21 protein-coding genes, 1 pseudogene and 1 riboswitch are annotated in these 24,668 nt (G+C 59.9%); of the genes and pseudogenes, 18 read left to right on the forward strand and 4 right to left on the reverse strand.

Annotated features, from left to right (window positions below):
* Positions 1-104 precede the first annotated feature (104 nt).
* From PspS04_RS14260 to PspS04_RS14305, 11 genes are all read left to right on the forward strand, one after another.
* Complete coding sequence (locus tag PspS04_RS14260; protein ID WP_159996055.1) at positions 105-2,105, forward strand: type VI secretion system Vgr family protein; 2,001 nt, start codon at positions 105-107, stop codon at positions 2,103-2,105.
* Positions 2,102-2,968: a DUF4123 domain-containing protein gene (locus PspS04_RS14265; protein ID WP_159996057.1), complete on the forward strand. Its 867-nt coding sequence runs from the start codon at positions 2,102-2,104 to the stop codon at positions 2,966-2,968. Before PspS04_RS14260 ends, PspS04_RS14265 begins: the two co-directional genes overlap by 4 nt.
* Positions 2,965-6,597, forward strand: coding sequence for a toxin VasX (locus tag PspS04_RS14270; protein ID WP_159996059.1), 3,633 nt, complete (start codon positions 2,965-2,967; stop codon positions 6,595-6,597). Before PspS04_RS14265 ends, PspS04_RS14270 begins: the two co-directional genes overlap by 4 nt.
* A complete protein-coding gene (locus PspS04_RS14275) occupies positions 6,581-7,711 on the forward strand; it encodes a hypothetical protein (protein WP_159996061.1) in 1,131 nt (376 codons plus the stop codon). The genes PspS04_RS14270 and PspS04_RS14275 overlap by 17 nt, the downstream gene beginning before the upstream one ends.
* Positions 7,708-8,817: a hypothetical protein gene (locus PspS04_RS27790; protein ID WP_237234913.1), complete on the forward strand. Its 1,110-nt coding sequence runs from the start codon at positions 7,708-7,710 to the stop codon at positions 8,815-8,817. The genes PspS04_RS14275 and PspS04_RS27790 overlap by 4 nt, the downstream gene beginning before the upstream one ends.
* A gap of 99 nt (positions 8,818-8,916) precedes the next feature.
* Positions 8,917-10,416 carry a hypothetical protein gene (locus PspS04_RS27795; protein WP_237234914.1) on the forward strand — a complete coding sequence of 500 codons (1,500 nt, stop codon included), beginning with the start codon at positions 8,917-8,919 and terminating at the stop codon, positions 10,414-10,416.
* Positions 10,400-11,530 carry a hypothetical protein gene (locus PspS04_RS14285; RefSeq protein ID WP_159996063.1) on the forward strand — a complete coding sequence of 377 codons (1,131 nt, stop codon included), beginning with the start codon at positions 10,400-10,402 and terminating at the stop codon, positions 11,528-11,530. Before PspS04_RS27795 ends, PspS04_RS14285 begins: the two co-directional genes overlap by 17 nt.
* Complete coding sequence (locus PspS04_RS14290; protein WP_237234915.1) at positions 11,527-11,994, forward strand: hypothetical protein; 468 nt, start codon at positions 11,527-11,529, stop codon at positions 11,992-11,994. Before PspS04_RS14285 ends, PspS04_RS14290 begins: the two co-directional genes overlap by 4 nt.
* Positions 11,978-13,108: a SoxR reducing system RseC family protein gene (locus PspS04_RS14295; protein ID WP_174244578.1), complete on the forward strand. Its 1,131-nt coding sequence runs from the start codon at positions 11,978-11,980 to the stop codon at positions 13,106-13,108. The genes PspS04_RS14290 and PspS04_RS14295 overlap by 17 nt, the downstream gene beginning before the upstream one ends.
* Positions 13,105-13,572, forward strand: coding sequence for a hypothetical protein (locus tag PspS04_RS14300; RefSeq protein ID WP_237234916.1), 468 nt, complete (start codon positions 13,105-13,107; stop codon positions 13,570-13,572). The genes PspS04_RS14295 and PspS04_RS14300 overlap by 4 nt, the downstream gene beginning before the upstream one ends.
* Complete coding sequence (locus PspS04_RS14305; protein WP_159996065.1) at positions 13,556-14,686, forward strand: DNA-binding protein; 1,131 nt, start codon at positions 13,556-13,558, stop codon at positions 14,684-14,686. Before PspS04_RS14300 ends, PspS04_RS14305 begins: the two co-directional genes overlap by 17 nt.
* Before the next feature lie 15 nt (positions 14,687-14,701).
* Here the strand turns inward: PspS04_RS14305 and PspS04_RS14310 are convergent, their stop codons facing one another.
* Entirely contained in the window at positions 14,702-14,956 is a 255-nt protein-coding gene (locus tag PspS04_RS14310) for a cytochrome C oxidase subunit IV family protein (protein ID WP_159998830.1), read from the reverse strand.
* Positions 14,957-15,229: 273 nt separating this feature from the next.
* On the opposite strand from PspS04_RS14310, the pseudogene PspS04_RS14315 reads away from it, so the two are divergent.
* Positions 15,230-15,473 (forward strand): annotated as a pseudogene (locus tag PspS04_RS14315) (c-type cytochrome); the annotation flags it as partial.
* 199 nt (positions 15,474-15,672) lie between these two features.
* Here PspS04_RS14315 and PspS04_RS14320 read toward each other — a convergent pair.
* Positions 15,673-16,116, reverse strand: a complete 444-nt coding sequence (locus PspS04_RS14320) for a CopD family copper resistance protein (RefSeq protein ID WP_095172032.1) — start codon at positions 16,114-16,116, stop codon at positions 15,673-15,675.
* A 190-nt stretch (positions 16,117-16,306) separates the two neighbouring features.
* Positions 16,307-16,498, forward strand: a riboswitch (cobalamin riboswitch).
* Between the two features lie 145 nt (positions 16,499-16,643).
* Between PspS04_RS14320 and PspS04_RS14325 the strand changes: the two genes are divergently transcribed.
* Genes PspS04_RS14325 through PspS04_RS14340 form a run of 4 tightly spaced genes read left to right on the forward strand, consistent with a single transcriptional unit; the run spans position 16,644 to position 19,905 of the window.
* The gene (locus PspS04_RS14325) at positions 16,644-17,657 is read left to right on the forward strand and encodes an ABC transporter substrate-binding protein (RefSeq protein WP_159996067.1); all 1,014 of its coding nucleotides are present in this window, start codon (positions 16,644-16,646) and stop codon (positions 17,655-17,657) included.
* The gene (locus PspS04_RS14330) at positions 17,654-18,670 is read left to right on the forward strand and encodes a FecCD family ABC transporter permease (protein ID WP_159996069.1); all 1,017 of its coding nucleotides are present in this window, start codon (positions 17,654-17,656) and stop codon (positions 18,668-18,670) included. The genes PspS04_RS14325 and PspS04_RS14330 overlap by 4 nt, the downstream gene beginning before the upstream one ends.
* The gene (locus PspS04_RS14335; protein WP_159996071.1) at positions 18,667-19,458 is read left to right on the forward strand and encodes an ABC transporter ATP-binding protein; all 792 of its coding nucleotides are present in this window, start codon (positions 18,667-18,669) and stop codon (positions 19,456-19,458) included. The genes PspS04_RS14330 and PspS04_RS14335 overlap by 4 nt, the downstream gene beginning before the upstream one ends.
* Before the next feature lie 21 nt (positions 19,459-19,479).
* Positions 19,480-19,905, forward strand: a complete 426-nt coding sequence (locus PspS04_RS14340; protein WP_159996073.1) for a pseudoazurin — start codon at positions 19,480-19,482, stop codon at positions 19,903-19,905.
* A 4-nt stretch (positions 19,906-19,909) separates the two neighbouring features.
* Here PspS04_RS14340 and PspS04_RS14345 read toward each other — a convergent pair whose 3' ends face one another.
* On the reverse strand, positions 19,910-20,413 hold the full coding sequence (locus tag PspS04_RS14345) for a GNAT family N-acetyltransferase (protein ID WP_202982076.1): 504 nt from the start codon (positions 20,411-20,413) through the stop codon (positions 19,910-19,912).
* A 152-nt stretch (positions 20,414-20,565) separates the two neighbouring features.
* Between PspS04_RS14345 and PspS04_RS14350 the strand changes: the two genes are divergently transcribed.
* Both PspS04_RS14350 and PspS04_RS14355 read left to right on the forward strand, forming a co-directional pair.
* A complete protein-coding gene (locus PspS04_RS14350; RefSeq protein WP_159996075.1) occupies positions 20,566-21,369 on the forward strand; it encodes an alpha/beta fold hydrolase in 804 nt (267 codons plus the stop codon).
* Positions 21,370-21,640: 271 nt separating this feature from the next.
* Positions 21,641-22,816, forward strand: a complete 1,176-nt coding sequence (locus PspS04_RS14355) for an integrase core domain-containing protein (protein ID WP_159996077.1) — start codon at positions 21,641-21,643, stop codon at positions 22,814-22,816.
* Positions 22,817-23,576: 760 nt separating this feature from the next.
* Here the strand turns inward: PspS04_RS14355 and PspS04_RS14365 are convergent.
* Positions 23,577-24,617 carry an ABC transporter substrate-binding protein gene (locus PspS04_RS14365; RefSeq protein ID WP_095171876.1) on the reverse strand — a complete coding sequence of 347 codons (1,041 nt, stop codon included), beginning with the start codon at positions 24,615-24,617 and terminating at the stop codon, positions 23,577-23,579.
* Positions 24,618-24,668 lie beyond the last annotated feature (51 nt).

A 24,668-nucleotide genomic window follows, 5' to 3' on the forward strand; every position in this document is an offset into this window, starting at 1 on the left:
GGTTTAACGGACGCGTCCTACGCTAAATATCGATTCATCTGACTGCGCCAATTTGTAGATCCACGCAAAGTCCCGTGCCTAAAAATAGACACAGGGACATGTGGATGCAAAGCGATGCCAAGCAGGTCGTTTTCAAACTCGACATTGAAGGTTTTCCCCACGATCTTCAGGTACTCGAATTCCGCACCAAGGAGAGGCTCAACCAACCCTATGCAGTCAAACTCGAACTGGTCAGCGAACGCCCGGACCTGGACCTCGAGTCTCTGCTGCATCGCCCAGCTTTTCTGCGCTTGGGTCCTGATAACTCCGGCCTTCACGGGCAGGTCTATCAAATCGCCCAAGGCGATTCAGGCAAGCGCCTGACCCGCTATCAGATGACGTTGGTGCCCCGACTCGCCTACCTCACCCACTGCCACAATCAGCGTATTTTTCAGCACTTGAGCGTGCCGCAGATCATCTCCAGCGTGCTGAAAGACCAGGGAATGCAGCCCGATACCTGGCGCTTCCAGCTAAGCGCCGAGTACCGGCCACGGCTCTATTGCGTGCAGTACGAGGCCGACCTGCATTTCCTGCAAAGGTTGTGCGAGGAAGAAGGTCTGCACTTTCATTTCGAGCATAGTCCCGACGGACATGTGCTGGTGTTCGGTGACGATCAAACCAGCTTCTCGAAACCCTCCCAGTCAACCGCGTACAGGCCAGGCAGTGGCATGGTCGCCGAAGCGCCGTTGATCGATCGTTTCAAGCTGCGACTGGAAACCCGCCCGACCCACGTCAGCCGTCGTGATTACGACTTCGAGAAACCGCGTCTGGAACTGGAAAGCGAGACCCAAACCTCGCTGCTACCGCACCTTGAGGACTATGGTTTCCCAGGGCAGTTCACCCATCGTGAGCGCGGTAAACATCTGGCCAATCGGGCACTGGAACGCCACCGCGCCGATTACCGGCAAGCCGAAGGGCGCGGTGATCAGAGCGCCATGCGCTGTGGCCATTTCGTCGACATATCCGAACACCCCCGCACTGACTGGAATGGCCTGTGGCTTCTGACTGAAGTCGAGCATGTTGGCCTGCAACCCCAAGTGCTTGAGGAGTCGATCATCGATGCCAGTCCGCAGGACGGTTTCAGTCAGGGCTACCGTAACCACTTCGTCGCGACACCTTGGGACGTCCCGTTCAGACCGGCTCTTGAACACGCCAAACCGCGAATAACGGGTAACCAGCATGCCATCGTCACAGGCCCGCCCGGCGAAGAGATCTACTGCGACGAATACGGTCGGGTCAAGGTTCAACTGCCGTGGGATCGCGAGGGTCAACACAACGAACAATCGAGCTGCTGGCTGCGGGTCGCTACCGGTTGGGCCCATGACCGCTATGGCAGCGTGCTGATCCCTCGGGTCGGCATGGAAGTCCTGGTGGGATTCACCGACGGCGACCCCGACAAACCCTTCGTCCTTGGCTGTATGCCCAACGCCTCAACCCCCGTGCCACTGGATCTGCCGGCAGAGCACACCCGCAGCATTTTCCGTAGCCAAAGCAGCCCCGGCGGTGGCGGTTACAATGAGTTGCGCATCGAGGACAGGCAAGGCGCCGAGGAAATTGCCCTGCGTGCCCAGCGCGATTTCGTCCAGCACGTGCTCAACGACGAACGCATTCAAGTCGACAACCAGCGAACCGTGATCATCGGCGGCACCGCCAGCCACGACCTGCGCGGTGAAGAACATCACCTCACCCACGGCAACCGCCTGACGGAACTCAAGCAGGACGATCATCTGTTGGTTTACGGCGACCGCCACGTCCGAACCACCAATCACCTGCTCAATGCCACCCAGCACATTCACCTGAGCGCCGGGCAGCAAGTCGTCATCGATGGCGGAGTGCGCCTGTCACTCCAGGCTGGCGGCCAATGGCTGACGCTGGGGCCGGAAGGCATTTTCAGCAGCGTGCCGATTCTACAGGGCGGCGCCCCGGCCGTGGGTCGACCTGCCGAGCCCCTGATGCCGGGCGCCTTGCCCCTGCTGAAAGTGACCTTCGATGTGGTCCAGCAACGCCATGCGTTGATTTCAACCCGCGCCTCGCGCTGCCTGATATGCGAGGCCGCTCAAGCATGAAGCTTTTGACCTCACTGCCTGAAGACCTGCCCTGGAGCGAGCAACAGGCTTTCCTGTTGCTGGACGGTACGACCTTGGGCGATTTGCCGGAACGCTTGAAACAACTGAGTCCCGGCGCTACCACCGTCGCGCTGTATGACTGCCCGTCGTTTACTGCGCTGCGGGATATCTCACCGCTGTTGGTGGCCGTTCAACAACCTGACGAGCCACTCGTTCAGTTTTATCTGGAGCACGCACACGAGGAGTCGGGCGTGCTGTTGTTCAGCCCGGACTCGGCACAAGCCGTCGCTCAGCACTTGCGCAAACTGCTGACAGTTGAATTGCCCGAAGGTCTGCCGGTGGTCCTGCGTTTGGCCGATGCGGCAGTGGCGCAGGCGTTGTTCGGTAGCGGCGATCAGCGTTTGTTCGGTCCCATTGTCTGCGTGGTGATGGCCGACAGCGTCAGCACCGATTGGCAGCGTCATCAACCGCGACTGCCCGACTGCCCGGAGCTGACCACGCCCTATCGCCTGAGCCCTGAACTGAATGCAGCGTTGGACCGGGTTGATCGGCGCCGCGCGTTGCTCGAGCTCGACGCCCATTTGCTCAAATACTTTCCCGATCGCCATGGCGGCGAAACCGTGGCCCAGCGTTGGCCCATGCTCGAACAGCTAGAGGCCGAGGCTGGCGCCTTGGGCTTGAGTAGCCAATCCGAACTTTTCCACTACGCCAACGTCATGGCCTGGCTGGACGGCACAGCGCTCGAACAACATCCATCTATCGCCCATTTGCTCCACACACCCTCACTGCAACCCCCTGGCGAGCGCGTGGCGCTGGCCGCTGATCTGGCTCAGCGCTGGGCCAGCCAAGGAGTACGCCCATGAGTCACCCTGCGAACCTTGCTGCGGCCGCCGCTTCGAAAACCGTCATCGGCTCCCCCGGTGCCTGCCCTCTGCGCCAAACCCACGTGCAGCTGATGCCCTTGCGTTACGGACTGGTGGAAAAGCCCCTCGACCCGAGTGCCGAACTGAAGCTGCCCTATGCCCTGACGACCCGCCCGCTGGGCATCCGTTTACTACGCGATGGCTGGTTGTACGTCATCGACAGCGTGACCGGTCACCTGCACGAATATCAGGTCCTCAACGGACTGGTCAGCGCCTTGCTGCACAAGGGCACCAAGGTGGCAGGCGATCAGCGCACGCCCATCGAAGAGCGTCCTGCACTGGTGTTTTCAAGGCGCAGCACCCTGCATGTGACCTTCGCCGAAGTGCAGTGGACGGCGGCCAAATGCACGCAAGTGCTCGACAGCCGCGAGGAGCGCGAACACTTCATGCAGGCCGTCGATCTCGGCCCGGTGCATTGCCAAACCGGTGGCGAGCATCTGCTGACGGTCGCGCAAGGCAAGCAGTGGTTGGCGGAGATTGCGACCGATCCGGTCCGGCAGGCGCAAGCCGCCCAAGACCGCGCGGAACAGGAAGCCGAGTCGCCGCCGGACGCCGTTCTATTGCCGACGGTGCACGTTAGCGATGCCCCCGCGCACGAACGTGAACCCTATTTATGGGAGCAGCCGCGGCGCTTTCGCGAGGCGCACATTGGCGAGTTTCTCGGGCGGGTGCGCCCGGCCTATCAGGACGACACCTTGTTCCTCGTGGTGCAGGACGACCTCGGCGTATTGCGCGATCTGGCCGAGTATCAGGACACCGTGGTCGGCTGGGTCGACGACTGGAGTAATGCCGACCATAACGAACGCGATTACCTGCTGGCCTGTTACATCGAATCCTTGAGCCAGCTCAGTCCTGCGGATGTCGGCAATCTGGCCGACGCCAGCGACGATCCGCGAGTCCAGGCACTTTTTGGCGATCTGGAACAGTTGCCCGAGCCGGATCGGGAGCAGACCCGCAAAGCCTTACTGGATTACCTGAACAAAGGCGGCAAGGTCGAGCCTGTCGACGTGCCAGCCCCCCCGGAGCTGGTGCAGCTGCGCAAGGAAGCCCAGGCCGAAGTTCAGGAGATGCTCAAGTATCAGGGGGGCAATCCAGACATCACTGCACACCGGCGCGCCATTGACGACGCGGACCGCAGTTACTACACCCGCCAGCACTTTGCGAGGGCCCCCACCGACTTCGTTGAGCAGCACCTCAAAACCCTGATCAAGCTCGGCAAGGAGCAAAACAAACGCATCATCGATGTGCTCGAAGGCTCCAGCTTCAGTGGCAAACGCGGGGTCAACGATTTCATCGACCGCCCCGCCATGGACGCTGCGCTGTTTCAGCACCGCGACGACCTCGGGCGCTGGAACCGCTTGCTCGAGCGCATCACCGCCGACCGCACGATGCTGGTGAATGCCGGTCACTTCCATCGTTCGGCCTGGTATTACGACGCGCAGGATCAACAGCAACTCCACCAGGCGTTCACCGCCGAATACGCCTGCCTCAAGGACATCTGCCGCAGCGATCACGCCAGCGAAATTCTCCTCGGTTATCTGGAGAAACACCCGGAACTGACCCGGCCACTGTTCTACACCTTGCCGCTGCGTCTTCAGCCAGAACGGGCCGCGCAATACACCACATTGTTCAACGCCGGCATGGGGGTGTTCAACAACCTGCCGCACTGGTTGGGCGAGCTGCAGAAAATCGAACAGCCGCACCTGCCGGCCCTCGATGATTTACCCGAACACACCCGCGCCGTCGCGGACGCGGCGCAGCACAGCCTCAGCCCCGCGCTGAACCTGGGCTTGAGCCGGGCGCTGGAAGGGTTCGATCTGGCGGGAGGGAAAATCCCCGACCTCGACGAACTGTTCCGACGCCTGCCCAAGGCCTTGTCGGGGCGGATTCTCGATGCGGCAAAAACCACCGGCGTGACCTTTACTGTCGCCAGCCCGGCGGAACACGCGGCGCTGCAAACCAACCTCAAGGAACTGCTCAGTGAACGCGATTACCTCAGGACGCTGACCCGCGAACGTAACCTGTTCACCCACAACAAAAACCGGGCGGGGCACAAGACGCCACGGGCGGTGGAGTTGCAGGGCGAGATCGTGCGGGTGCGCGGGCAGTTGACGCAACTTGAAGGCCGACTGGCGGGCGCGCTGAGTCCGATTGCGGAACTGCCGGATCAGTCGGTTCGGCTGTATGGCGCGACGCCGGCTCGGGCAGGGGTGACAGTGGTGTTTCCGCCGGCGCAGCAGTTGGAGGTGCGGAGTTTGTTGAAGGATATTCGGTTGGGGGTTCAAGGGGTGCCGAATGGGAAGTTGATTCGAAGCGAGGGGATGGGGTTGTTGGTGTTTTTGGTGCAGGGGGTGAATTTGGTGCAGGTCATCAGGGAACTGACCAACCAATCCAAGAACAAGCGAGTCTGGATGCCCGTTTTTAATGCAGCGATGACCACTGGGGCCGCTGGCTTCACTGCGGCGCAAAGTCTCGCCGATACAGCGTTAAAGGCACGTAGCGCTGCACTCGTCGCGGGACTTCAACACCACGCCTTGCAGAATGTGCATGTGCAGATGGGCAAGATGCATGTTGGCTTGGGTTTCTTTACCTACCTTTTTGGTTTTGCCTCTTCAATGGTCAGCCTCATCCACCACCACCAGAACTGGCAGCAGGCGACACGTAGCGGGAATGCGGCAGCACAGAATAGTGCAGCGCTCGCGACAGCGGGGGCGGCCGGCATGACGACCGTCAATGCCTATGGTTTGAGTCACACCGGTCGTGCCGCGATTAACGTGTTGGTCGCAAAAAACAGCGCTGCAAGAACCGCCGCCTGGGCTGCCGCGGGTACCCGTCTCTCCACCGTGTTCTTCCGCTTCAACCTGGCCGGCGCCTTGTTCACCGTGCTGGAACTGGGGGGCACCTGGCTGTACAACCGCTACAACATCAGTGCCCATGATAAATGGCTGAAAACTACGCCGTGGAGCCTGGACACCGAGGAGCGTGGCGACCATACGCTGGATGAATACCAAAGTTATCTGGCCTATTTGCTTCACGCTCCTTATGCGCAATTGGGTTCTAACAAGCATGACTCCTGGCTGAAAAATCTGCTGTTAAAGGCCAAGCCAAAAGACATCCATTTGGTGCTGCCAGGGCTCAAACTCAACGATTTTCAACCGCCTCTAAGTGGTCAACCGGCTTATCGCCTGGGGATCGGCGCCCACCGTCTTTCCGTGCCGCTCCACAGTCGTGGTGTACCGCGCGAGCGCAAGGACGTCATTAGTGAGGACGTGGCAAACAGCCTGCGTATCGTGCAAACAGGACCAGATCGGTTGGTGTTATGCCTGCAATACCCGCTGGACCTTGATGCTGAATTTACCCCGGCGTCCGAAACGTTGGAGTTGGCGGTCTGTATACAGACCTTGAACGCTAGCGGCGCGTGGGTTTCTCACACTCGGGTCATTCGCCTGAACCCTCGGACCGAAGGCCATTTCCCTGCACTACCACCCAACTCCGTTACCGAGCATCCGCCCATGTTGCTGGTTGAAACCCATTTGCTGGAGTTGGCCGACCATGCCCACCAAGATTGATAGCCTCGTGCCGACCTTGCACCTTGCGCAATCCCGAAATGCCGGCGATGTCGAGCCGTTTCCCAGTGGGAGAATCACTTATCTCGCGCCGTTGCCCCTGCCGACAGCGCTGCCAGCACACGGTCCGCATATCGGGGAAATGAATGAGGTGTACATGGATTTTGGCTTGGGATCGCCGCAGGTATTTTCATGGCAGCTCATGTTAGGCGGACCATTCAGCGGCGCATTTATGATTGCATTTTTGATACCTCTATTTATCGGCTTCATGTTTTTTGTGTTCGGCATGGGTTGGGACGATGTTTCTCATGCCATAAAAGGGGTTTTCAATGAGGCCTATGGAATAGCCCTGATAACCGGCTTCTCTGCCTTCGCCATTCTCCTCTGCACTTGGCTCCACTATCACAACAAACGCGCCGCCATCATCCCCACCCGCTTCAACCGCCAACGCCGCGAAGTCTGCTTCATGCCCGAAGACGCCACCGACCCCGTCTTCGTCCCCTGGGAATCCCTCTCCGTCTGGGTCATCGAAGCCCAAGGCGCGACCCAATACGGCATCCACCGCCAATACGGCATGGGCATCGGCTTCCAGCACGGCGAGACCCTGACCAGCGTCGAATTCCCCTGCTTCGGTCTTTCCCTGGCCATCAGCCACTGGGAAGCCATCCGTGGCTACATGGAATACGAAATCCACGACCTCAAATCCATCCAGGACCCGCTAGACCTGCAAGGCCCCGACGATCCACCCCACGAAGGCCTGCACACCTTCCACAACGCCCGCGCCCGTATGCACCAGCAAATCCGCGACGGCCAACGTAGTCGAGTGTCCGGTTTCTTCTGGTACCTGTACCACGTGATGACGCTGTGGACGACTCCCAACCACCTGACCGAATGGGAAGTCCGCCGCCTTAAGAAAATGGCCCCGCAGGCCATGCCCGAAGCGATGCGCCAATGGTCCGAGCCGCTGCCGAAGGAACAATGGGCCAAGCCGAGCGAAGAGCTTGTTCGAATGAGCGCACAGGTCCGCGCCCTGCACAAACGCCAGCCGCGACGCCCGATCACCGAAATTTTTGCCGAGGTACAACGCGCGAATCCGACGGACAAACGTCGCGCATGAGCTGTTTTTTCAATGTCCGCGGCCACACCGCGTCCCTGAGCCAACTTGTCGATCTGGAACAGTTGCCCGAGCCGGATCGGGAGCAGACCCGCAAAGCCTTACTGGATTACCTGAACAAAGGCGGCAAGGTCGAGTCTGTCGACGTGCCAGCCCCCCCGGAGCTGGTGCAGCTGCGCAAGGAAGCCCAGGCCGAAGTTCAGGAGATGCTCAAGTATCAGGGGGGCAATCCAGACATCACTGCACACCGGCGCGCCATTGACGACGCGGACCGCAGTTACTACACCCGCCAGCACTTTGCGAGGGCCCCCACCGACTTCGTTGAGCAGCACCTCAAAACCCTGATCAAGCTCGGCAAGGAGCAAAACAAACGCATCATCGATGTGCTCGAAGGCTCCAGCTTCAGTGGCAAACGCGGGGTCAACGATTTCATCGACCGCCCCGCCATGGACGCTGCGCTGTTTCAGCACCGCGACGACCTCGGGCGCTGGAACCGCCTGCTCGAGCGCATCACCGCCGACCGCACGATGCTGGTGAATGCCGGTCACTTCCATCGTTCGGCCTGGTATTACGACGCGCAGGATCAACAGCAACTCCACCAGGCGTTCACCGCCGAATACGCCTGCCTCAAGGACATCTGCCGCAGCGATCACGCCAGCGAAATTCTCCTCGGTTATCTGGAGAAACACCCGGAACTGACCCGGCCACTGTTCTACACCTTGCCGCTGCGTCTTCAGCCAGAACGGGCCGCGCAATACGCCATGTTGTTCAACGCCGGCATGGGGGTGTTCAACAACCTGCCGCACTGGTTGGGCGAGTTAAAGAAAATCGAACAGCCGCACCTGCCGGCCCTCGATGATTTACCCGAACACACCCGCGCCGTCGCGGATGCGGCGCAGCACAGTCTCAGCCCGGCGCTGAACCTGGGTCTGAGCCGAGCGCTGGAAGGGTTCGATCTGGCGGGAGGGAAAATCCCCGACCTCGACGAACTGTTCCGGCGCCTGCCCAAGGCCTTGTCGGGGCGGATCCTCGATGCGGCGAAAACCACCGGCGTGACCTTTACTGTCGCCAGTCCCGCAGAACACGCGGCGCTGCAAACCAACCTCTAGGAACTGCTCAGTGAACGCGATTACCTCAGGACGCTGACCCGTGAACGCAACCAGTTCACCCACAACAAAAACCGGGCGGGGCACAAGACGCCCCGGGCGGTGGAGTTGCAGGGCGAGATCGTGCGGGTACGCGGGCAGTTGACGCAACTTGAAGGCCGATTGGCCGGGGCGCTGAGTCCGATTGTGGAACTGCCGGATCAGTCGGTTCGGCTGTATGGCGCGACGCCGGCTCGGGCAGGAGTGACAGTGGTGTTTCCACCGGCGCAGCAGCTGGAGGTGCGCAGTTTGTTGAAGGACATTCGGCTTGGGGTTCAAGGCGTGCCGAATGCGAAGTTGATTCGGAGTGAGGGGATGGGGTTGTTGGTGTTTTTGGTGCAGGGGGTGAATTTTGTTTCGGTTATAAGGGAACTGACCAACCAATCCAGGAACAAGCGAACATGGGCTCCCTTGGCCAATGCATTGGCGGCTACCGGGGCCGCTGGGTTCACTGCGGCGCAAAGTCTCGCCGATACCGCGTTGAAGGCACGTAGCGCTGCACTCGTCGCGGGTCTTCAACACCATGCCTTACAAAATGTGCATGTGCAGATGGGCAAGATGCATGTTGGATTGGGTTTCTTTACCTACCTTTTTGGTTTTGCCTCTTCAATGGTGGGCCTCATCAACCACCACCAGAACTGGGAGCAGGCGACACGTAGCGGGAATGCTGCTGCGCAGAATAGTGCAGCACTCGCGACAGCGGGGGCGGCCGGCATGACGACCGTCAACGCCTATGGCTTGGGTCACACCTTGCACGCGGGGTATACCGTAGCGATTGCCAGAAATGCTGCAGCAAGAACGGCTGCTTGGGCTGCTGCGGGGACAAGGCTATCTTCCGTATTCTTCCGGTTCAATCTAGCCGGCGCCCTGTTCACCATTTTGGAATTGGGCGGAACCTGGCTGTACAACCGCTACAACATCAGCGCCCATGATAAATGGCTGAAAACCACACCCTGGAGCCTGGACTCCGGGACGCGCGGTAACCATACCCTGGATGAATATCAGCGTTATCTGGCCTATTTGCTGAATGCCCCGTACACGCAACTGGGCCCGAACGAGCATGATTCGTGGCTGAAAAACTTGCTGCTAAAAGCCAAGCCCAGCGACATTCACCTGGTGCTGCCAAGGCTCAAGCTCAGTGATTTCCAGCCACCGTTGAGTGGACAACCGGCTCATCGGCTGGGGATCGGCGCCCACCGTCTTTCCGTTCCCCTCCACAATCGTGGTGTACCCCGAGAGCGTAAGGACGTCATCAGTGAGGAAGTCGCAAACAGCCTGCGCATCGTGCAAACAGGGCCCGACCGGCTGGTGTTATGCCTGCAATACCCGCCGGACCTTGATGCTGAATTTACCCCGGCGTCCGAAACGTTGGAGCTGGCAGTCTGTATCCAGAGCTTGAACGCCAAGGGCGCGTGGGTTTCTCACACTCGGGTCATTCGCCTGAACCCTCGGGGTGACGGTCGCTTTCCGGCGTTAGCCCCTCAATCCGTTACCGAACATCCGCCCATGTTGCTGGTTGAGACCCATTTGCTGGAGTTGGCTGACCATGCCCACCAACCTTGATAGCCCGATGCCCGCGCCGCAGCTTGAGCAACCTCGAAAAGCCGGTGATGTCGAACCGTTTCCCAGCGGGAAGATCACCTATCTCGCGCCGTTGCCATTGCCGACACCGTTGCCGCCGCATGGCCCGCATATCGGGGAACTAAATGAGGTGTACATGGACTTCGGATTGGGATCGCCGCAGGTGTTTATGTGGCAAGTAACATTAGGTGGACCATTCAGCGGCGCCTTCTCGATTGCATTTTTATTTCCACTAATCGGCGGCTTCATGTTTTTTTTATTCGGCATGGGGTGGGACGATATTTCTCACGCCATAGAGGGGATCTTCCATGAAACCTATGGACTTGCCCTGGTAACCGGCTTTGTAACCCTACTCATCGGCCTCGGCGTCTGGCACCACAACCACAACAAACGCGTCGCCATCATCCCCACCCGCTTCAACCGCCAACGCCGCGAAGTCTGCTTCATGCCCGAAGACGCCACCGAACCCGTCTTCGTCCCTTGGGAATCCCTCTCGGCCTGGGTCATCGAAGCCCAAGGCGCCACCCAATACGGCATCCACCGCCAATACGGCATGGGCATCGGCTTCCAGCACGGCGAGACCCTGACCAGTGTCGAATTCCCCTGCTTCGGTCTTTCCCTGGCTATCAGCCACTGGGAAGCCATCCGTGGCTACATGGAATACGAAATCCACGACCTCAAATCCATTCAAGACCCGCTCGACCTGCAAGGCCCTGACGACCCACCCCACGAAGGCCTGCACACCTTCCACAACGCCCGAGCGCGCATGCACCAGCAAATCCGCGACGGCCAACGTGGTCGAATGTCCGGCTTCTTCTGGTACCTGTACCACGTCATGACCCTGTGGACGATTCCCAACCACCTGACCGAATGGGAAGTCCGCCGCCTTAAGAAAATGGCCCCGCAGGCCATGCCCGAAGCGATGCGCCAATGGTCCGAGCCGCTGCCGAAGGAACAATGGGCCAAACCGAGTGAAGAACTGCTGCGCCTGAGCGCACAGGTCCACGCCCTGCATAAACGCCAACCGCGACGCCCGATCACCGAGATTTTTGCCGAGGTGCAGCGTTTAAATCCGACCGACAAACGCCGCGCATGAGCTGTTATAGCCGTAAAGCCCTGCTCGACTATCAGGAAAAATGCCCGGAGCTGAGCCGGAGTGGCAAAGCGACTCATCGCCTGGGGATCGGCGCCCACCGTCTTTCCGTTCCCCTCCACAATCGTGGTGTACCCCGAGAGCGTAAGGACGTCATCAGCGAAGAAGTGGTGAACAGCCTGCGCATCGTGCAAACAGGACCCGACCGGCTGGTGTTATGCCTGCAATACCCGCTGGACCCTGATGCTGAATTTACCCCGGAGTCCGAAACGTTGGAGCTGGCGGTCTGCATACAGACCTTGAACGCCAAGGGGGTGTGGGAGTCGCTGACTGACGTTATTCACCTCAATCCGCGCGGTAAGGGCCATCTCCCTTCGTTGCCCCGTCAATCCGTTAACGAGCATCCACCGTTGTTGCTGGTTGAAACCCATCTGCTGGAGCTGGCCGACCATGCCCACCAAGATTGATAGCCTCGTGCCGACCTTGCACCTTGCGCAATCCCGAAATGCCGGCGATGTCGAGCCGTTTCCCAGTGGGAGAATCACTTATCTCGCGCCTCTGCCATTGCCGACAGCGATGCCGCCGCACGGTCCCCATATCGGCGATCTGAATGAGGTGTTCATGGATTTTGGCTTGGGTTCACCGCAGGTGTTTTCATGGCAGGTCGTATTAGGATTACCGTTCAGTGGTACCTTCATGATCGCCTTCCTCTTTCCGCTAATGGGCGGCTTCCTTGGACTCGTACTTGGATATAGCTGGGAAGATACTAGAGATTCCATCGAAGGGATCTTCCATGCGTCCTGCGGACTAGCCCTGATAACCGGCTTCTCTGCTCTAGCCATCCTCTTCTTCACTTGGCTCCACTATCACAACAAACGCGCCGCCATCATCCCCACCCGCTTCAACCGCCAACGCCGCGAAGTCTGCTTCATGCCCGAAGACGCCACCGACCCCGTCTTCGTCCCTTGGGAATCCCTCTCCGCCTGGGTCATCGAAGCCCAAGGCGCCACCCAGTACGGCATCCACCGCCAATACGGCATGGGCATCGGTTTCCAGCACGGCGAGACCCTGACCAGCGTCGAATTCCCCTGCTTCGGTCTTTCCCTGGCCATCAGCCACTGGGAAGCCATCCGTGGCTACATGGAATACGAAATCCACGACCTCAAATCCATCCAGGACCCGCAGGACCTGCAAGGCCCCGACGACCCACCCCACGAAGGCCTGCACACTTTTCACAACGCGCGCGCGCGCATGCATCAGCAAATCCGTGACGGTTCACGCAACCGGCTCTCGGGATTTTTTTGGTACCTGTACCACGTCATGACCCTGTGGACGATTCCCAACCACCTGACCGAATGGGAAGTCCGCCGCCTCCAGAAAATGGCCCCGCAGGCCTTGCCCGAAGTGATGCGCCAATGGTCGGAACCGCTGCCGAAGGAACAATGGGCGAAACCGAGTGAAGAACTGCTGCGCCTGAGCGCACAGGTCCACGCCCTGCATAAACGCCAACCGCGACGCCCGATCACCGAGATTTTTGCCGAGGTGCAGCGTTTAAATCCGACCGACAAACGCCGCGCATGAGCTGTTATAGCCGTAAAGCCCTGCTCGACTATCAGGAAAAATGCCCGGAGCTGAGCCGGAGTGGCAAAGCGACTCATCGCCTGGGGATCGGCGCCCACCGTCTTTCCGTGCCGCTCCACAGTCGTGGAGTACCGCGCGAGCGCAAGGACGTTATCAGTGAGGAAGTGGCAAACAGCCTGCGCATTGTGCAAACAGGACCCGACCGGTTGGTGTTATGCCTGCAATACCCGCTGGACCTTGATGCTGAATTTACCCCGGCGTCCGAAACGTTGGAGCTGGCAGTCTGTATCCAGAGCTTGAACGCCAAGGGCGCGTGGGTTTCTCGCATTCGGATCGTTCGCCTGAACCCTCGGGGTGACGGTCGCTTTCCGGCGTTAGCCCCTCAATCCGTTACCGAGCATCCGCCCATGTTGCTGGTTGAGACCCATTTGCTGGAGTTGGCTGACCATGCCCACCAACCTTGATAGCCCGATACCCGCGCCGCAGCTTGAGCAACCTCGAAAAGCCGGTGATGTCGAACCGTTTCCCAGCGGGAAGATCACCTATCTCGCGCCGTTGCCATTGCCGACACCGTTGCCGCCGCATGGTCCGCATATCGGGGATCTGAATGACGTGTACATGGACTTTGGCTTGGGTTCACCGCAGGTGTTTTCATGGCAGGTCGTATTAGGTGGACCATTCAGCGTTGCCTTCTCGATCGCATTTTTGATACCTCTATTTGGCGGCTTCATGTTTTTTTTGTTCGGGATGGGTTGGGACGATGTTTCTCATGCCATAAAAGGGGTTTTCAATGAGGCGTACGGACCAGCCATACAGGGCGGTTTTTTAATGCTGCTCATCCTCCTCTGCACTTGGCGCCACACCCACAATAAACGCGTCCACATCATCCCCACCCGCTTCAACCGCCAACGCCGCGAAGTCTGCTTCATGCCCGAAGACGCCACCGAACCCGTCTTCGTCACTTGGGAATCCCTCTCCGCCTGGGTCATCGAAGCCCAAGGCGCCACTCAATACGGCATCCACCGCCAATACGGCATGGGCATCGGTTTCCAGCACGGCGAGACCCTGACCAGCGTCGAATTCCCCTGCTTCGGTCTTTCCCTGGCCATCAGCCACTGGGAAGCGATTCGCGGCTACATGGAATACGAAATCCACGACCTCAAATCCATCCAGGACCCGCTAGACCTGCAAGGCCCGAACGACCCGCCCCACGAAGGCCTGCACACCTTCCACAACGCCCGCGCCCGTATGCACCAGCAAATCCGTGACGGCCAACGTGGTCGAGTGTCCGGTTTCTTCTGGTACCTGTACCACGTGATGACCCTGTGGACGATTCCCAACTACCTGACCGAATGGGAAGTCCGCCGCCTACAGAAAATGGCCCCGCACGCATTACCCGAAGCGATGCGCCAATGGTCCGAGCCGTTACCGAAGGATCAATGGGCCAAGCCGAGTGAAGAATTGCTGCGCATGAGCGCACAGGTACGAGCACTGCACAAGCGACAGCCAAGACGAGCCATTACCGAGATTTTTGCCGAGGCCCAGCGCTTGAACCCGACCGACAAACATCACGCATGAGTTATTTCAGGTTAATTAACCGACCAACACCAGCGTCAACCCCACAACCACCGCCAACACAAGCGCCCAGCTCAACATCAACCGCCGCCACAGTCGCAGCGCGTGGCGCATCTCCATGAAGCCATCGGTGATCAACCACGCTTTGCCGACCGCCACCAGCAAAATGACCACCGACAGCAGCCACGTCGCGCCCATCTGTGCCAGCACCACCGTGCACACGCTTAACGTGGCCAGCGCTGCCCAGCAGACCAGCAAGAACCTGGAAGCGATTCGATCGGGTGTTCGCAAGACTGGGTACGGTCCATGGGCTGCCTGTTCCAAAAGCGGATTCAAGGAACACGCTACGGGCCCCTGCGACAACCTGGCAAATGAGATGGCCGGCAAACTTGATCGTCGTCAAGCGAACATTGGCCTGCTCGGGCATAGCCGTGCACGGCACTAAGAACCTGCGTTCTGCGCTGCAGTTTCAGCACATCGCAAAGGTCTTGCCTGAGGAGAAATGGAGTGCTGATCAGCAATAGAAAAACGTTTGCTCTGACTGGTTGCGCCGGCTGCCACGGTGTTTTGCGCAAAAGGGGCCACGGGCAAACCGCTGACACCGGACATCACCCAGTCCCGTGGGCAACCGTTTCTCGAGGCATTGATTACCTACGGTTCGCCGGCGGGCATGCCGAACTGGGGAACGTCGAATGCGCTGACCAAGGATCAGATCACGTCAATGGTCAAGTTCATTCAGCACACGCCGCCGACGCCACCGGAATGGGGCATGGCCGAGACGCTGAAAACCTGAAAAGTGTTGGTCAAACCTGAAGTTGGGATCGAGTACGCCCTGATCGCAGCGGGCGATCAGCTCGCCGGGGTTGTGTAGGATATCGAGCATGACGGGGCTCCGAGACTGGCTGCGGATCAACAGTGTGATCAATACGCCTTGATTTGCGTCAAGCACAAACAAAGTCCTGGAAGGACAGACCACCGGTCAACGCCGATCACCAGGTCAGATAGAACATAGCCTTGGCCAGCAGCACGATAACGATCATGTGACAGAACAGGCTGACGTGTATGAACCGCAGGTATCGCGGGCTCATTCGGCCACTTTTGAACAAAAACATGGCCATCAGGAAGTGCAGCAGTACGCTTGCGGCCACCACGATTTTCAAGGCCAGTAATGTGCCGAACGATGAAGCCCATGGTGCGCCAAGGACTGGCAGGTAGCGCAGCCAGACCATGCCCAGCCCCGCACTGAATAACACCAGCAGCACCCACGGCATCAGCGAACGCGCGCGCCGACCGATGCCCTGCTCGACCAGCAGCATGACCCTGGCGGGTAGCTGTTTGCGGATGTTTTCCAGGAACAGGACCTCAAAGAACACCGTGCCGATAAAGATCAGGGCGGCAAACAGGTGCAGCGTCAGAAGAAGCGGATAGATCATGGTGGCTTCGCCTAGAGTCAAGACAACCCGCTACGCCACAAGCGCACGGGATGTCGGTCTCTAGAGACTACAGAGCCGCCCGTTCCATGTGGTTGACATCGATCAAGTAAGCCACAACGCCCCCACTCTGAATCGCCGCGGGTTTTGTAGCCCGTGAACAGAACATACGTTCGCCTCCAACTCCCCAATCGACTACCATGCCGCCGCCGGTTTCCACTTGGGAATAATAGGGAATCCGTGATGCGCGCAACGCATCAAACGGAACTGCCCCCGCAACTGTAGGTGCTGAGCCTGCTCCTTAACTGCCACTGGGATCACCCGGGAAGGCTGGAGCACGCCATGACGCATCAGTCAGGAGACCTGCCGGCGACGCAACAATCACTAACCGGCGGGGTGTCCGGGAGGGACATCCTTGCGCGTGCGTCACTTTGGTGATCGACCCCTGCCCGGCTTTTCGGCAGCGCTCGTTGATGTGTTTCCAGGCCCTACACCCCAGCTCCGTGTACGGTTCAAATGGAGATTGCATCATGCTGCTGCCCCGCGTTGTCGCCCTCGCCACGGGCCTGGGTCTTTGTTCACTGGCCCAGGCTGCGCCCACTCAGTACCCGCTGACGCTGCAAAACTGTGGCAGCACACAGACCTTCGCCCACGCCCCGGCTCGGGCCGTGACGATTGGCCAGGCCGGGACCGAAATGCTCTTTGCCCTGGGGCTGGGAGACAAACTGGTCGGGACTTCCCTGTGGTTCAACGATGTGTTGCCCCAGTACCAGGCGCAAAACGCCGGGATCGAACGCCTGGCCGATAACGATCCAAGTTTCGAGTCGGTAATCGGCAAGCGCCCGGAGTTGGTCGCCGTCGAGCTGGAGTGGATGGTAGGTCCGCAAGGGGTGGTGGGTACACGGGAGCAGTTTGACGAGCTGAAGATTGCGACCTACCTGATGCCCTCGGACTGTGAGTCCAAGGACAACCTGGTGGGGGCCGACGGTACTCGCCTGGCGCCGTTCCGGGTCGACAGTCTCTATAAGAGCATCAGCCAGCTAGGGGAGATTTTTGATGTCCAGGAGCGTGCGCAGCAGTTGAACGCGCAGCTCAAAGCCAGCCTGGCCAAATCGGTGGCCACGGTGCAGAACCAGGACCTGAAGCACACCAGCGCGCTGGTCTGGTTCTCCAGCGCCAGCCTGGATATCGATCCCTATGTCGCCGGACACAAGGGTATTCCCGACTTCATGCTCAATACCCTGGGCGTGCGCAACGTGGTGGAGTCCGACGAAGAGTGGCCAAGCGTCGGCTGGGAAACCATTGCCAAGGCGAACCCGACCTTCCTGGTCATCGCGCGCATGGATCGTCGGCGTTTTCCAGCTGACGACTATCAAAAGAAACTGCAATTCCTGCGCAGCGACCCGGTGACCCGCAACATGGACGCGGTCAAACACAACCGCATCATTATCCTCGACGCCATGGCCATGCAGGCCAGCGTGCGGATGTTCGACGGCCTTGAAACCCTGGCTACTGCCCTCAACAGCTACGACCTGGCGCAATGACGGCGATGCTACTGCGTACCTCATTGGCACTGGCGACCCTGCTGATCGCGCTGATTGCCGGTGTGACCATCGGCGAAACCAGCATTGAGCCAACGGTGGTGTTCCAGGTGCTGGCCAACAAGCTGTGGGCCGCCGGTTATGCCCTGGACCCCATCGACGAAGGCATCGTCTGGAACTACCGCTTGACCCGCGCACTGGTGGCGGCGGCGTGCGGTGCGGGGCTGGCGACTTGCGGGGTGATCCTGCAATCGCTGTTGCGCAACCCATTGGCCGATCCCTACTTGTTGGGGATTTCCGCGGGGGCGTCGACAGGCGCAGTGCTGGTGGCGTTGCTGGGCCTGGGCGCCGGGGCGATCTCAATGTCGGCCGGGGCGTTTGCCGGCGCAGTGCTGGCCTTCGCCGTGGTGGTTTTGCTCGGCCGTGCCAGTGGCGCACCGGGCACTACCGGGCAGATCATCCTGGCCGGGATCGCCGGGTCACAACTGTTCAACGCACTCACGGCGTTTTTGATCACCAAGTCGGCCAGCTCCGAACAGGCACGCGGCATCATGTTCTGGTTGCTGGGCAATCTCAGTGGCGTGCGCTGGCCATCCGTGTGGCTGGCCGTGCCGGTGGCGCTGGCCGGTCTTGCGGTGTGCCTGTGGCACCGCCGCGCGCTGGATGCCTTCACCTTTGGCGCCGACTCCGCGGCCTCCCTCGGCATTGCGGTGCGTCCGGTGCAGTTGCTGTTGATCAGCTGCGCGGCGTTGGTCACGGCGGTGATGGTGTCGATTGTCGGCTCGATCGGTTTTGTTGGGCTGGTGATTCCCCATGCCGCCAGGCTGTTGCTCGGGACTGGCCATACCCGTCTGCTGCCAGCCAGTGCGCTGGGCGGGGCGGTGTTTCTGATTGCCGCCGATGTGCTGTCCCGCACGCTGATCAAGGGCCAGGTAATTCCGGTCGGCGTGGTCACGGCGCTGGTCGGGGCGCCGGTGTTCGCGCTGATCCTGGTGGGACGGAGGAATGCCCGATGACTGCAGCTGTGTCTGTTTCTCAACCCTGTGTATTGAGTTGTTCCGGTATCGGCTTTGCCATTCGCGATGCGCAGTTGCTGCACGACATTCACCTGGCCATTCACCGTGGCGAGACCCTGGGGCTGGTCGGGCCCAATGGCTCCGGCAAATCCACCCTGCTCAAGCTGCTGGCGGGGGTGCGTGCGCCCAGCCAGGGCGCCATCCATCTCAACGGCCAAAACCTCAAGACCCTGTCGCGGCGCACCATCGCGCAAACCCTGGCGGTGGTCGAGCAGCAGGCTGACACCCTCGATGCAATCAGCGTATTCGATGCAGTGGCCTTGGGCCGAACGCCCTGGCTGTCGGCCTTGAGTCCGTGGTCGGCGGCGGACGCGGCGATCGTCGAGCAAGCGCTGCGTGACGTCGATGCGGCTCACCTGAGCAGCCGCACCTGGCGCAGTCTCTCCGGCGGCGAACGCCAGCGCGTGCATATCGCGCGCTCCCTGGCGCAACGCCCGCAGATCCTGTTACTGGACGAACCGACCAATCACCTGGATATCCAGCATCAACTGGCGATTCTGAATGTGGTTCACGCATTGCCCGTGACCACCGTGATTGCCCTGCACGACCTTAACCAGGCCCTGGGCTGTGATCGGTTGGCGGTGCTCGAACGCGGAAGCCTGGTCGCCCTTGGCAAACCGCTTGAAGTGTTGACCCCAGAACGCTTGCTACACACCTTCGGGGTCCACGCGCATTACCTCACTGACCCCTTTGACGGCACGCAGATCCTGCGATTACGCGCCTCCTGACTCGTCTATGGATAGCCCACCATGCGTAGTGTTTCCCGCTCCTTGCTGCTCGCTGCAGTGTTGCTGTGCCCCACGGCATATGCCGAAGTCCATGAAGTAAAAATGCTCACCCGAGGCGCTGCGGGCAGCATGGTCTATGAGCCGGATTACCTGCAGGTGGCGCCTGGCGACACGGTCCGGTTCATCCCTGCCCAGAGTGGTCACAACGCCGCCTCGGTCAGCGAATTGCTGCCGGCCGGCGCGCAGGCATTCCAGGGCAAGATCAACCAGGTAGTGGAACAGGTATTTCAGGTCCCTGGCCTCTACGGCATCCAGTGCACCCCGCACCTGGCGATGGGCATGGTGATGTTGATCCAGGTGGGCGAGCCTGCAGCCCAACCGCCGGAGTTGCCAAGCGCCCTGCCCCCACGTGCGCTCGAGCGATTGAACAGCATCCTGCAGCGCTGAGCTTTCAGTCCGTGGGCAACCGACATTCCATGTGGGTGGTCTGCCATACCGGGTCGGCGTCCACCTGGATCACGTTGAAACCGCGCTTGAGCCAGAAGTCGATGGCGCCCGGCAAGAACGGATGGGTGTGCAGATAGATCACCTCGACCCCGGCTTCCACGGCCGATGCCGCCAAGGCGCGGTACAACTGGCTGGCCAAGCCCGCGCGGCGAAACTGCGGGAGGATGAACAGACGTACGACTTCCACCACCTTCAGCCCGGGATAATCGATGTGCGCAAAGCGCCGGTCATAGGGCAGATAGCCGATTGAGGCGACGATTCGCCCGGCATGACGGGCCACCAGGAAGCGTCCCGCACCGCGCAGGTAAACCTGCTCAAAATTCGCCAGGTCATCCGGCGTGCCGGCTTGCCGCAGTTTCGGGAACAGCTCGGAGCGCGCCGCCAGGACGAACCCCAGAACCTGGGGAATGTCTGCGGCCACCACGGCCTCGATAGCTGTTTGATGCACATGCGCTCCGTAATTTTCGGGGGTGATTGACGCGGGAGACCGGGATAGACTGCGTTCGGTTCACTTACGCGAGACATCCAGCGTGGATCGCCAGCAAAGGATAAACAGGCCAACAGGCTACCGCACCCTGTTGGGCAAAAGGAGGATCATCAATGCCGGTGTCCATCAACCACGAAGACTTTTCGCTGACCACGCCCTACGGTCAGGTATTCGCACGCTGCTGGTACCCCAACAAGCAAGCCCAGGCTCAGCCACTGGCCCCGATCATCCTGCTCCATGACTCGCTCGGCTGCGTGGCGTTGTGGCGCGACTTCCCTGCCCTGCTGGCAAGCGCCACCCAGCGCAATGTCGTGGCCTACGACCGCTTGGGATTTGGTCGTTCAGACCCCCATCCTGGCGATTGGTCCAACGACTTCATCCGCCAGGAAGCCCAGCGCTACGTGCCGCTCGTGCGGGCAGGACTGGGCATCGAGCGTTTTATCGCCTTTGGTCATAGCGTCGGTGGTGCCATGGCCACCCACTGCGCCGCGTTGTTTCCCGAGCACTGCCTGGCGCTGGTGACCGAGTCGTCCCAAGCCTTTGTCGAGGAACGCACGGTCCTGGGCGTGCAGCGTGCTAAAGAGCAGTTCGAGCAACCGGGACAGATCGAGCGTCTGCGCAAATACCACGGCGAAAAGGCCCAATGGGTGCTGAATGCCTGGACGCAAACCTGGCTTAGTCCGACTTACGCTGGCTGGACCATCGAGCAAGGACTGCCGGCGATTGGATGCCCGCACCTGGTGATCCACGGCGCAGACGACGAGTTTGGTTCGACCCAACATGCCCATCGATATGCCGGCCTGACTGGCGGGAGCAGTGAGGTGCTGCTGATCAGCGATTGCATGCATGTGCCCCACCGTGAACAGCCGCAAACCGTGATTGATGCGGTTTGCCGTCAGCTGTCGTGCGTGAGCTAGACCGGCCCCATCGCGGCATAGGCATCTACACAACTGTGTGTGCGACGTTGCACCTGTGGGCCGGCCAGGGGGTTGAATTAGGCCGAGTACATATCCATTTTTGCGGTAACGGCCTCCTATGGTTCCGCCTGACGGCGGCTCACTTTTGAACAGCGCAAAAGTAAGCAAAACGCTCTTTCCCGGTATGACTCACCCACATGGGTTACAAATCAGTTCACGCACATAGGTAACAGTTTTTAACTAGCAGGGTCGATTTCGCGAGGATCTGACCATGCCCTGGAGAGAGCTGAAACCTATGGATCGAAAAGTGATGTTCATCGCTGCCTATCTGGCGGACAAACACACCTTCAGCAAGCTGTGCAGTGACTACGAGATCAGTCGAAAGACTGGCTATAAATGGGTCGAGCGATACAAAGCTGAAGGGCCTAGTGGGCTTGAGGAACGCAGCCGTTGCCGGCACAACCAGAGCTACGTGGTGCCTGTCGCTGTTAGGCAGGCAATCATCGAGCTTCGGTCTATCGGAGAAACAACTCCAGGGCCTAAGAAGATCCAAAATGACTTGCTCAAGCGCTTTCCCGATCAGGATCCGCCGTCAAAAACGACCATCTACAACATCCTTAAAGCAGCCGACTTAATTACGCCGCAGCGTGTACGACGGCGTGTCGCGGTCTATCCCAAACCTTTGAGCAAGGCAGAAAAACCTAATCAGCTCTTTAGCGCGGACTACAAGGGCCAGTTTCTGACGGGCGCCGGAGTTTGGTGCTATCCACTGACGATCATGGATCACGCCAGCCGTTTTCTACTGGCCTGCCAGAGTATGTCCAGTACCAATCTGAAGGAGACCCAACAGACCTTTGAGCGAGTTTTCCGCGAGTACGGGTTGCCGGAGCGTATTCGGACTGACAATGGTGTGCCATTTGCCAGTACCGGCCGTGCCGGGCTGTCGCAGTTGTCGATATGGTGGCTGCGACTAGGGATTATTCCTGAGCGAATTGAGCCTGGCCGTCCGGACCAGAATGGGCGTCACGAACGCATGCACCGAACGCTGAAAAGTACCTTGCCTCAACCGCCCGCCATTCCTTGGGAGGCTCAGCAGAGACAGTTTGACCGCTTTGTGCAGCACTACAATTATGAGCGGGGGCACGAGGCGCTTGACCAGAAAACGCCTGCTTCCTGCTATTCACCCTCGACTCGGACTTACCCGGAAAAGTTGCCTGAAATGGGGTATGCGAGCCACGTGGAGTGTTACCTGGCTGATAGTAATGGAATCATTAATCGAGCAGGTCTGCGGATTTATATAGCCAATGTGCTTAAGCATCAGACCATTGGAATGGAGATGATCAGTGATGATGTGTGGGAGGTGATATTCGGTCCGGTAATCCTAGGCCGGGTCTATGCTAGAGAGGCAAAGAACGGGTACGTGTCGATAAAAGTGTTACCTATGTAAAGGTACTTTTTTGTAACCCATGTGGTTGTCCCGTACATTCCCCACCACTTGGTGCCTCGCTTAGGCTCGGCATGCCCGTACTCCGACATTGATTTGGGGGGCCGCCGCAATGGGCCCTCCCTGGCCCAGTGCGGCTAAACCGGCGTCCTGCCGGTTTACCCCCCAAATCAATATCGAAGTACGGCCAGCGTGGTTAACGGGGCGCCCAGGATCAAAAACAAAGCGAGGCGGCCTTAGAGCCGACCTGATCGCTAAAGCATGCGCGGTGTAGCTTCTACTTCCTAATACGCTGACGAAGTCAGCAATCTTTTGATCTGGCTTTGGCTTTGGCTTTGGCTTTTGATCCTGGGGCGCCCCGTTAACCACGCTGGCCGAACGCAGGCTTGAAGCCGTGGGTAACCCGGCAGGACGCCGGGTTAGCCGCCCCGCGCCATGGATGGCGCGTGGCGGCGGCCCACGGATTCAAGCCTGCGTGAGGGCACACCGAGCCCAAGCGAGGTGCCAAGTGGTGGGGCAAGAGCCTTTTGCTTACTTTTGGGCTCCTCCAAAAGTGAGCCGCTGTAAAAGCGGAACCATAGGAGGCCGTTACCGCAAAAATGGATATGTACTCGGCCTGATCCAACACCCCAGAGGCCCAGAGGTCACGACCCAAGCAGGTTCTCTCTCCACAGGTGCAGCGTCAATGCCCATCGCGAGCAAGCCGCAAGCGGGCGCCCGCTCCCACAGGGATTGGAGATGCCTGTGGGAGTCGAGGTGGGGATTAGCGGGCAGCCCAGGCGTTGAAGCGTTGTTCCAGCTCCTCGCCATGATCGACCCAGAACTCGGCGTTCACCGCTCCGGCGCCGGCCAGGTTGGCCTCGGCGGTGGGCAGTTGCGCCTGCACCGACTTGGGCAGCAAGGCCAGGGTCTGCAGGTGCACCGGCCCGTAAGGGATGTTTTGCGAGAACACTTTCTGCGCCTGGGGCTGGCTGGCGAAGGCGATGAACTTCTCGGCCAGGGCCTTGTTCGGGGTGCCCTTGACCACGGCCCAGTATTCCGGGTCGTACAGGCTTTGTGGCCAGACGATGCTCAGTTTCATGCCCTCCTCCTGGGCCGAAGCAATGCGACCGTTATAGGCGGCGCTCATCACTACGTCCCCGGCCACCAGCCACTGTGCCGGCTGGGCGCCCGCCTCCCACCACTGGATGCTGGATTTGATCTGGTCCAGTTTGGCAAAGGCCCGGGTCACGCCCTGCGGGGTATTCAGGACCTTGTACAGCTCATCCATTTTCACCCCATCGGCCAGCAAAGCGATTTCCAGGGTGTACTTGGCGCTCTTGCGCAGCCCGCGCTTGCCGGGAAATTCGCTGACGTTCCAGAAGTCCGCCCAGTTCTGCGGCGCCTTGGCCAGCTTGCCCTGGTCAAAGGCCAGGACCATCGACCAGACATAGGTAGCAACCCCGCATTCGGTCAGTGCCCCCGGGACAAATTGCGCCGGGTCGCCCAGGGCGCTCAGGTCGAGTTTCTCGAACAGGCCTTCCTCGCAGCCGCGCAGCAGGTCCGGGCTTTCCACTTCGACCACGTCCCAACTGGTGTGACCGGCGGCCACCATGGCCTTGATCTTCGACAGTTCGCCGTTGTACTCACCGGCGACGATGTTGCCGGCACCGCTGGCGTTGAACGGCTGGAAGTAGGCCTTGTCCTGGGCCAGCTTGGTGGCCCCGCCAAAGGAAATCACGGTGAGGCTCTGGGGCGCGGCGCACACTGCACCGCTCAACAGGGCCAGGGCAAACGGAAGGCTGCAACGCAAGGATCTGGACATGGATCTGTTCCTCGATAATGCCGGTACGCACTGAGGCGGCGGCGGGACACG

The sequence above is a fragment of the Pseudomonas sp. S04 genome (assembly GCF_009834545.1).
GTDB lineage: Bacteria > Pseudomonadota > Gammaproteobacteria > Pseudomonadales > Pseudomonadaceae > Aquipseudomonas.

Bases quoted from the DNA above. Each gene is read 5' to 3' on its own strand.
- PspS04_RS14330 (WP_159996069.1), top strand. From the start codon at position 17,654: ATGACGGCGATGCTACTGCGTACCTCATTGGCACTGGCGACCCTGCTG.
- PspS04_RS14285 (WP_159996063.1), top strand. From the start codon at position 10,400: ATGCCCACCAACCTTGATAGCCCGATGCCCGCGCCGCAGCTTGAGCAA.
- PspS04_RS14350 (WP_159996075.1), top strand. From the start codon at position 20,566: ATGCCGGTGTCCATCAACCACGAAGACTTTTCGCTGACCACGCCCTAC.
- PspS04_RS14260 (WP_159996055.1), top strand. From the start codon at position 105: ATGCAAAGCGATGCCAAGCAGGTCGTTTTCAAACTCGACATTGAAGGT.
- PspS04_RS14325 (WP_159996067.1), top strand. From the start codon at position 16,644: ATGCTGCTGCCCCGCGTTGTCGCCCTCGCCACGGGCCTGGGTCTTTGT.
- PspS04_RS14305 (WP_159996065.1), top strand. From the start codon at position 13,556: ATGCCCACCAACCTTGATAGCCCGATACCCGCGCCGCAGCTTGAGCAA.
- PspS04_RS14290 (WP_237234915.1), top strand. From the start codon at position 11,527: ATGAGCTGTTATAGCCGTAAAGCCCTGCTCGACTATCAGGAAAAATGC.
- PspS04_RS14365 (WP_095171876.1), bottom strand. From the start codon at position 24,617: ATGTCCAGATCCTTGCGTTGCAGCCTTCCGTTTGCCCTGGCCCTGTTG.
- PspS04_RS14355 (WP_159996077.1), top strand. From the start codon at position 21,641: ATGCCCTGGAGAGAGCTGAAACCTATGGATCGAAAAGTGATGTTCATC.
- PspS04_RS14300 (WP_237234916.1), top strand. From the start codon at position 13,105: ATGAGCTGTTATAGCCGTAAAGCCCTGCTCGACTATCAGGAAAAATGC.
- PspS04_RS14275 (WP_159996061.1), top strand. From the start codon at position 6,581: ATGCCCACCAAGATTGATAGCCTCGTGCCGACCTTGCACCTTGCGCAA.
- PspS04_RS27790 (WP_237234913.1), top strand. From the start codon at position 7,708: ATGAGCTGTTTTTTCAATGTCCGCGGCCACACCGCGTCCCTGAGCCAA.
- PspS04_RS14335 (WP_159996071.1), top strand. From the start codon at position 18,667: ATGACTGCAGCTGTGTCTGTTTCTCAACCCTGTGTATTGAGTTGTTCC.
- PspS04_RS14340 (WP_159996073.1), top strand. From the start codon at position 19,480: ATGCGTAGTGTTTCCCGCTCCTTGCTGCTCGCTGCAGTGTTGCTGTGC.
- PspS04_RS14295 (WP_174244578.1), top strand. From the start codon at position 11,978: ATGCCCACCAAGATTGATAGCCTCGTGCCGACCTTGCACCTTGCGCAA.
- PspS04_RS14270 (WP_159996059.1), top strand. From the start codon at position 2,965: ATGAGTCACCCTGCGAACCTTGCTGCGGCCGCCGCTTCGAAAACCGTC.
- PspS04_RS14265 (WP_159996057.1), top strand. From the start codon at position 2,102: ATGAAGCTTTTGACCTCACTGCCTGAAGACCTGCCCTGGAGCGAGCAA.
- PspS04_RS14320 (WP_095172032.1), bottom strand. From the start codon at position 16,116: ATGATCTATCCGCTTCTTCTGACGCTGCACCTGTTTGCCGCCCTGATC.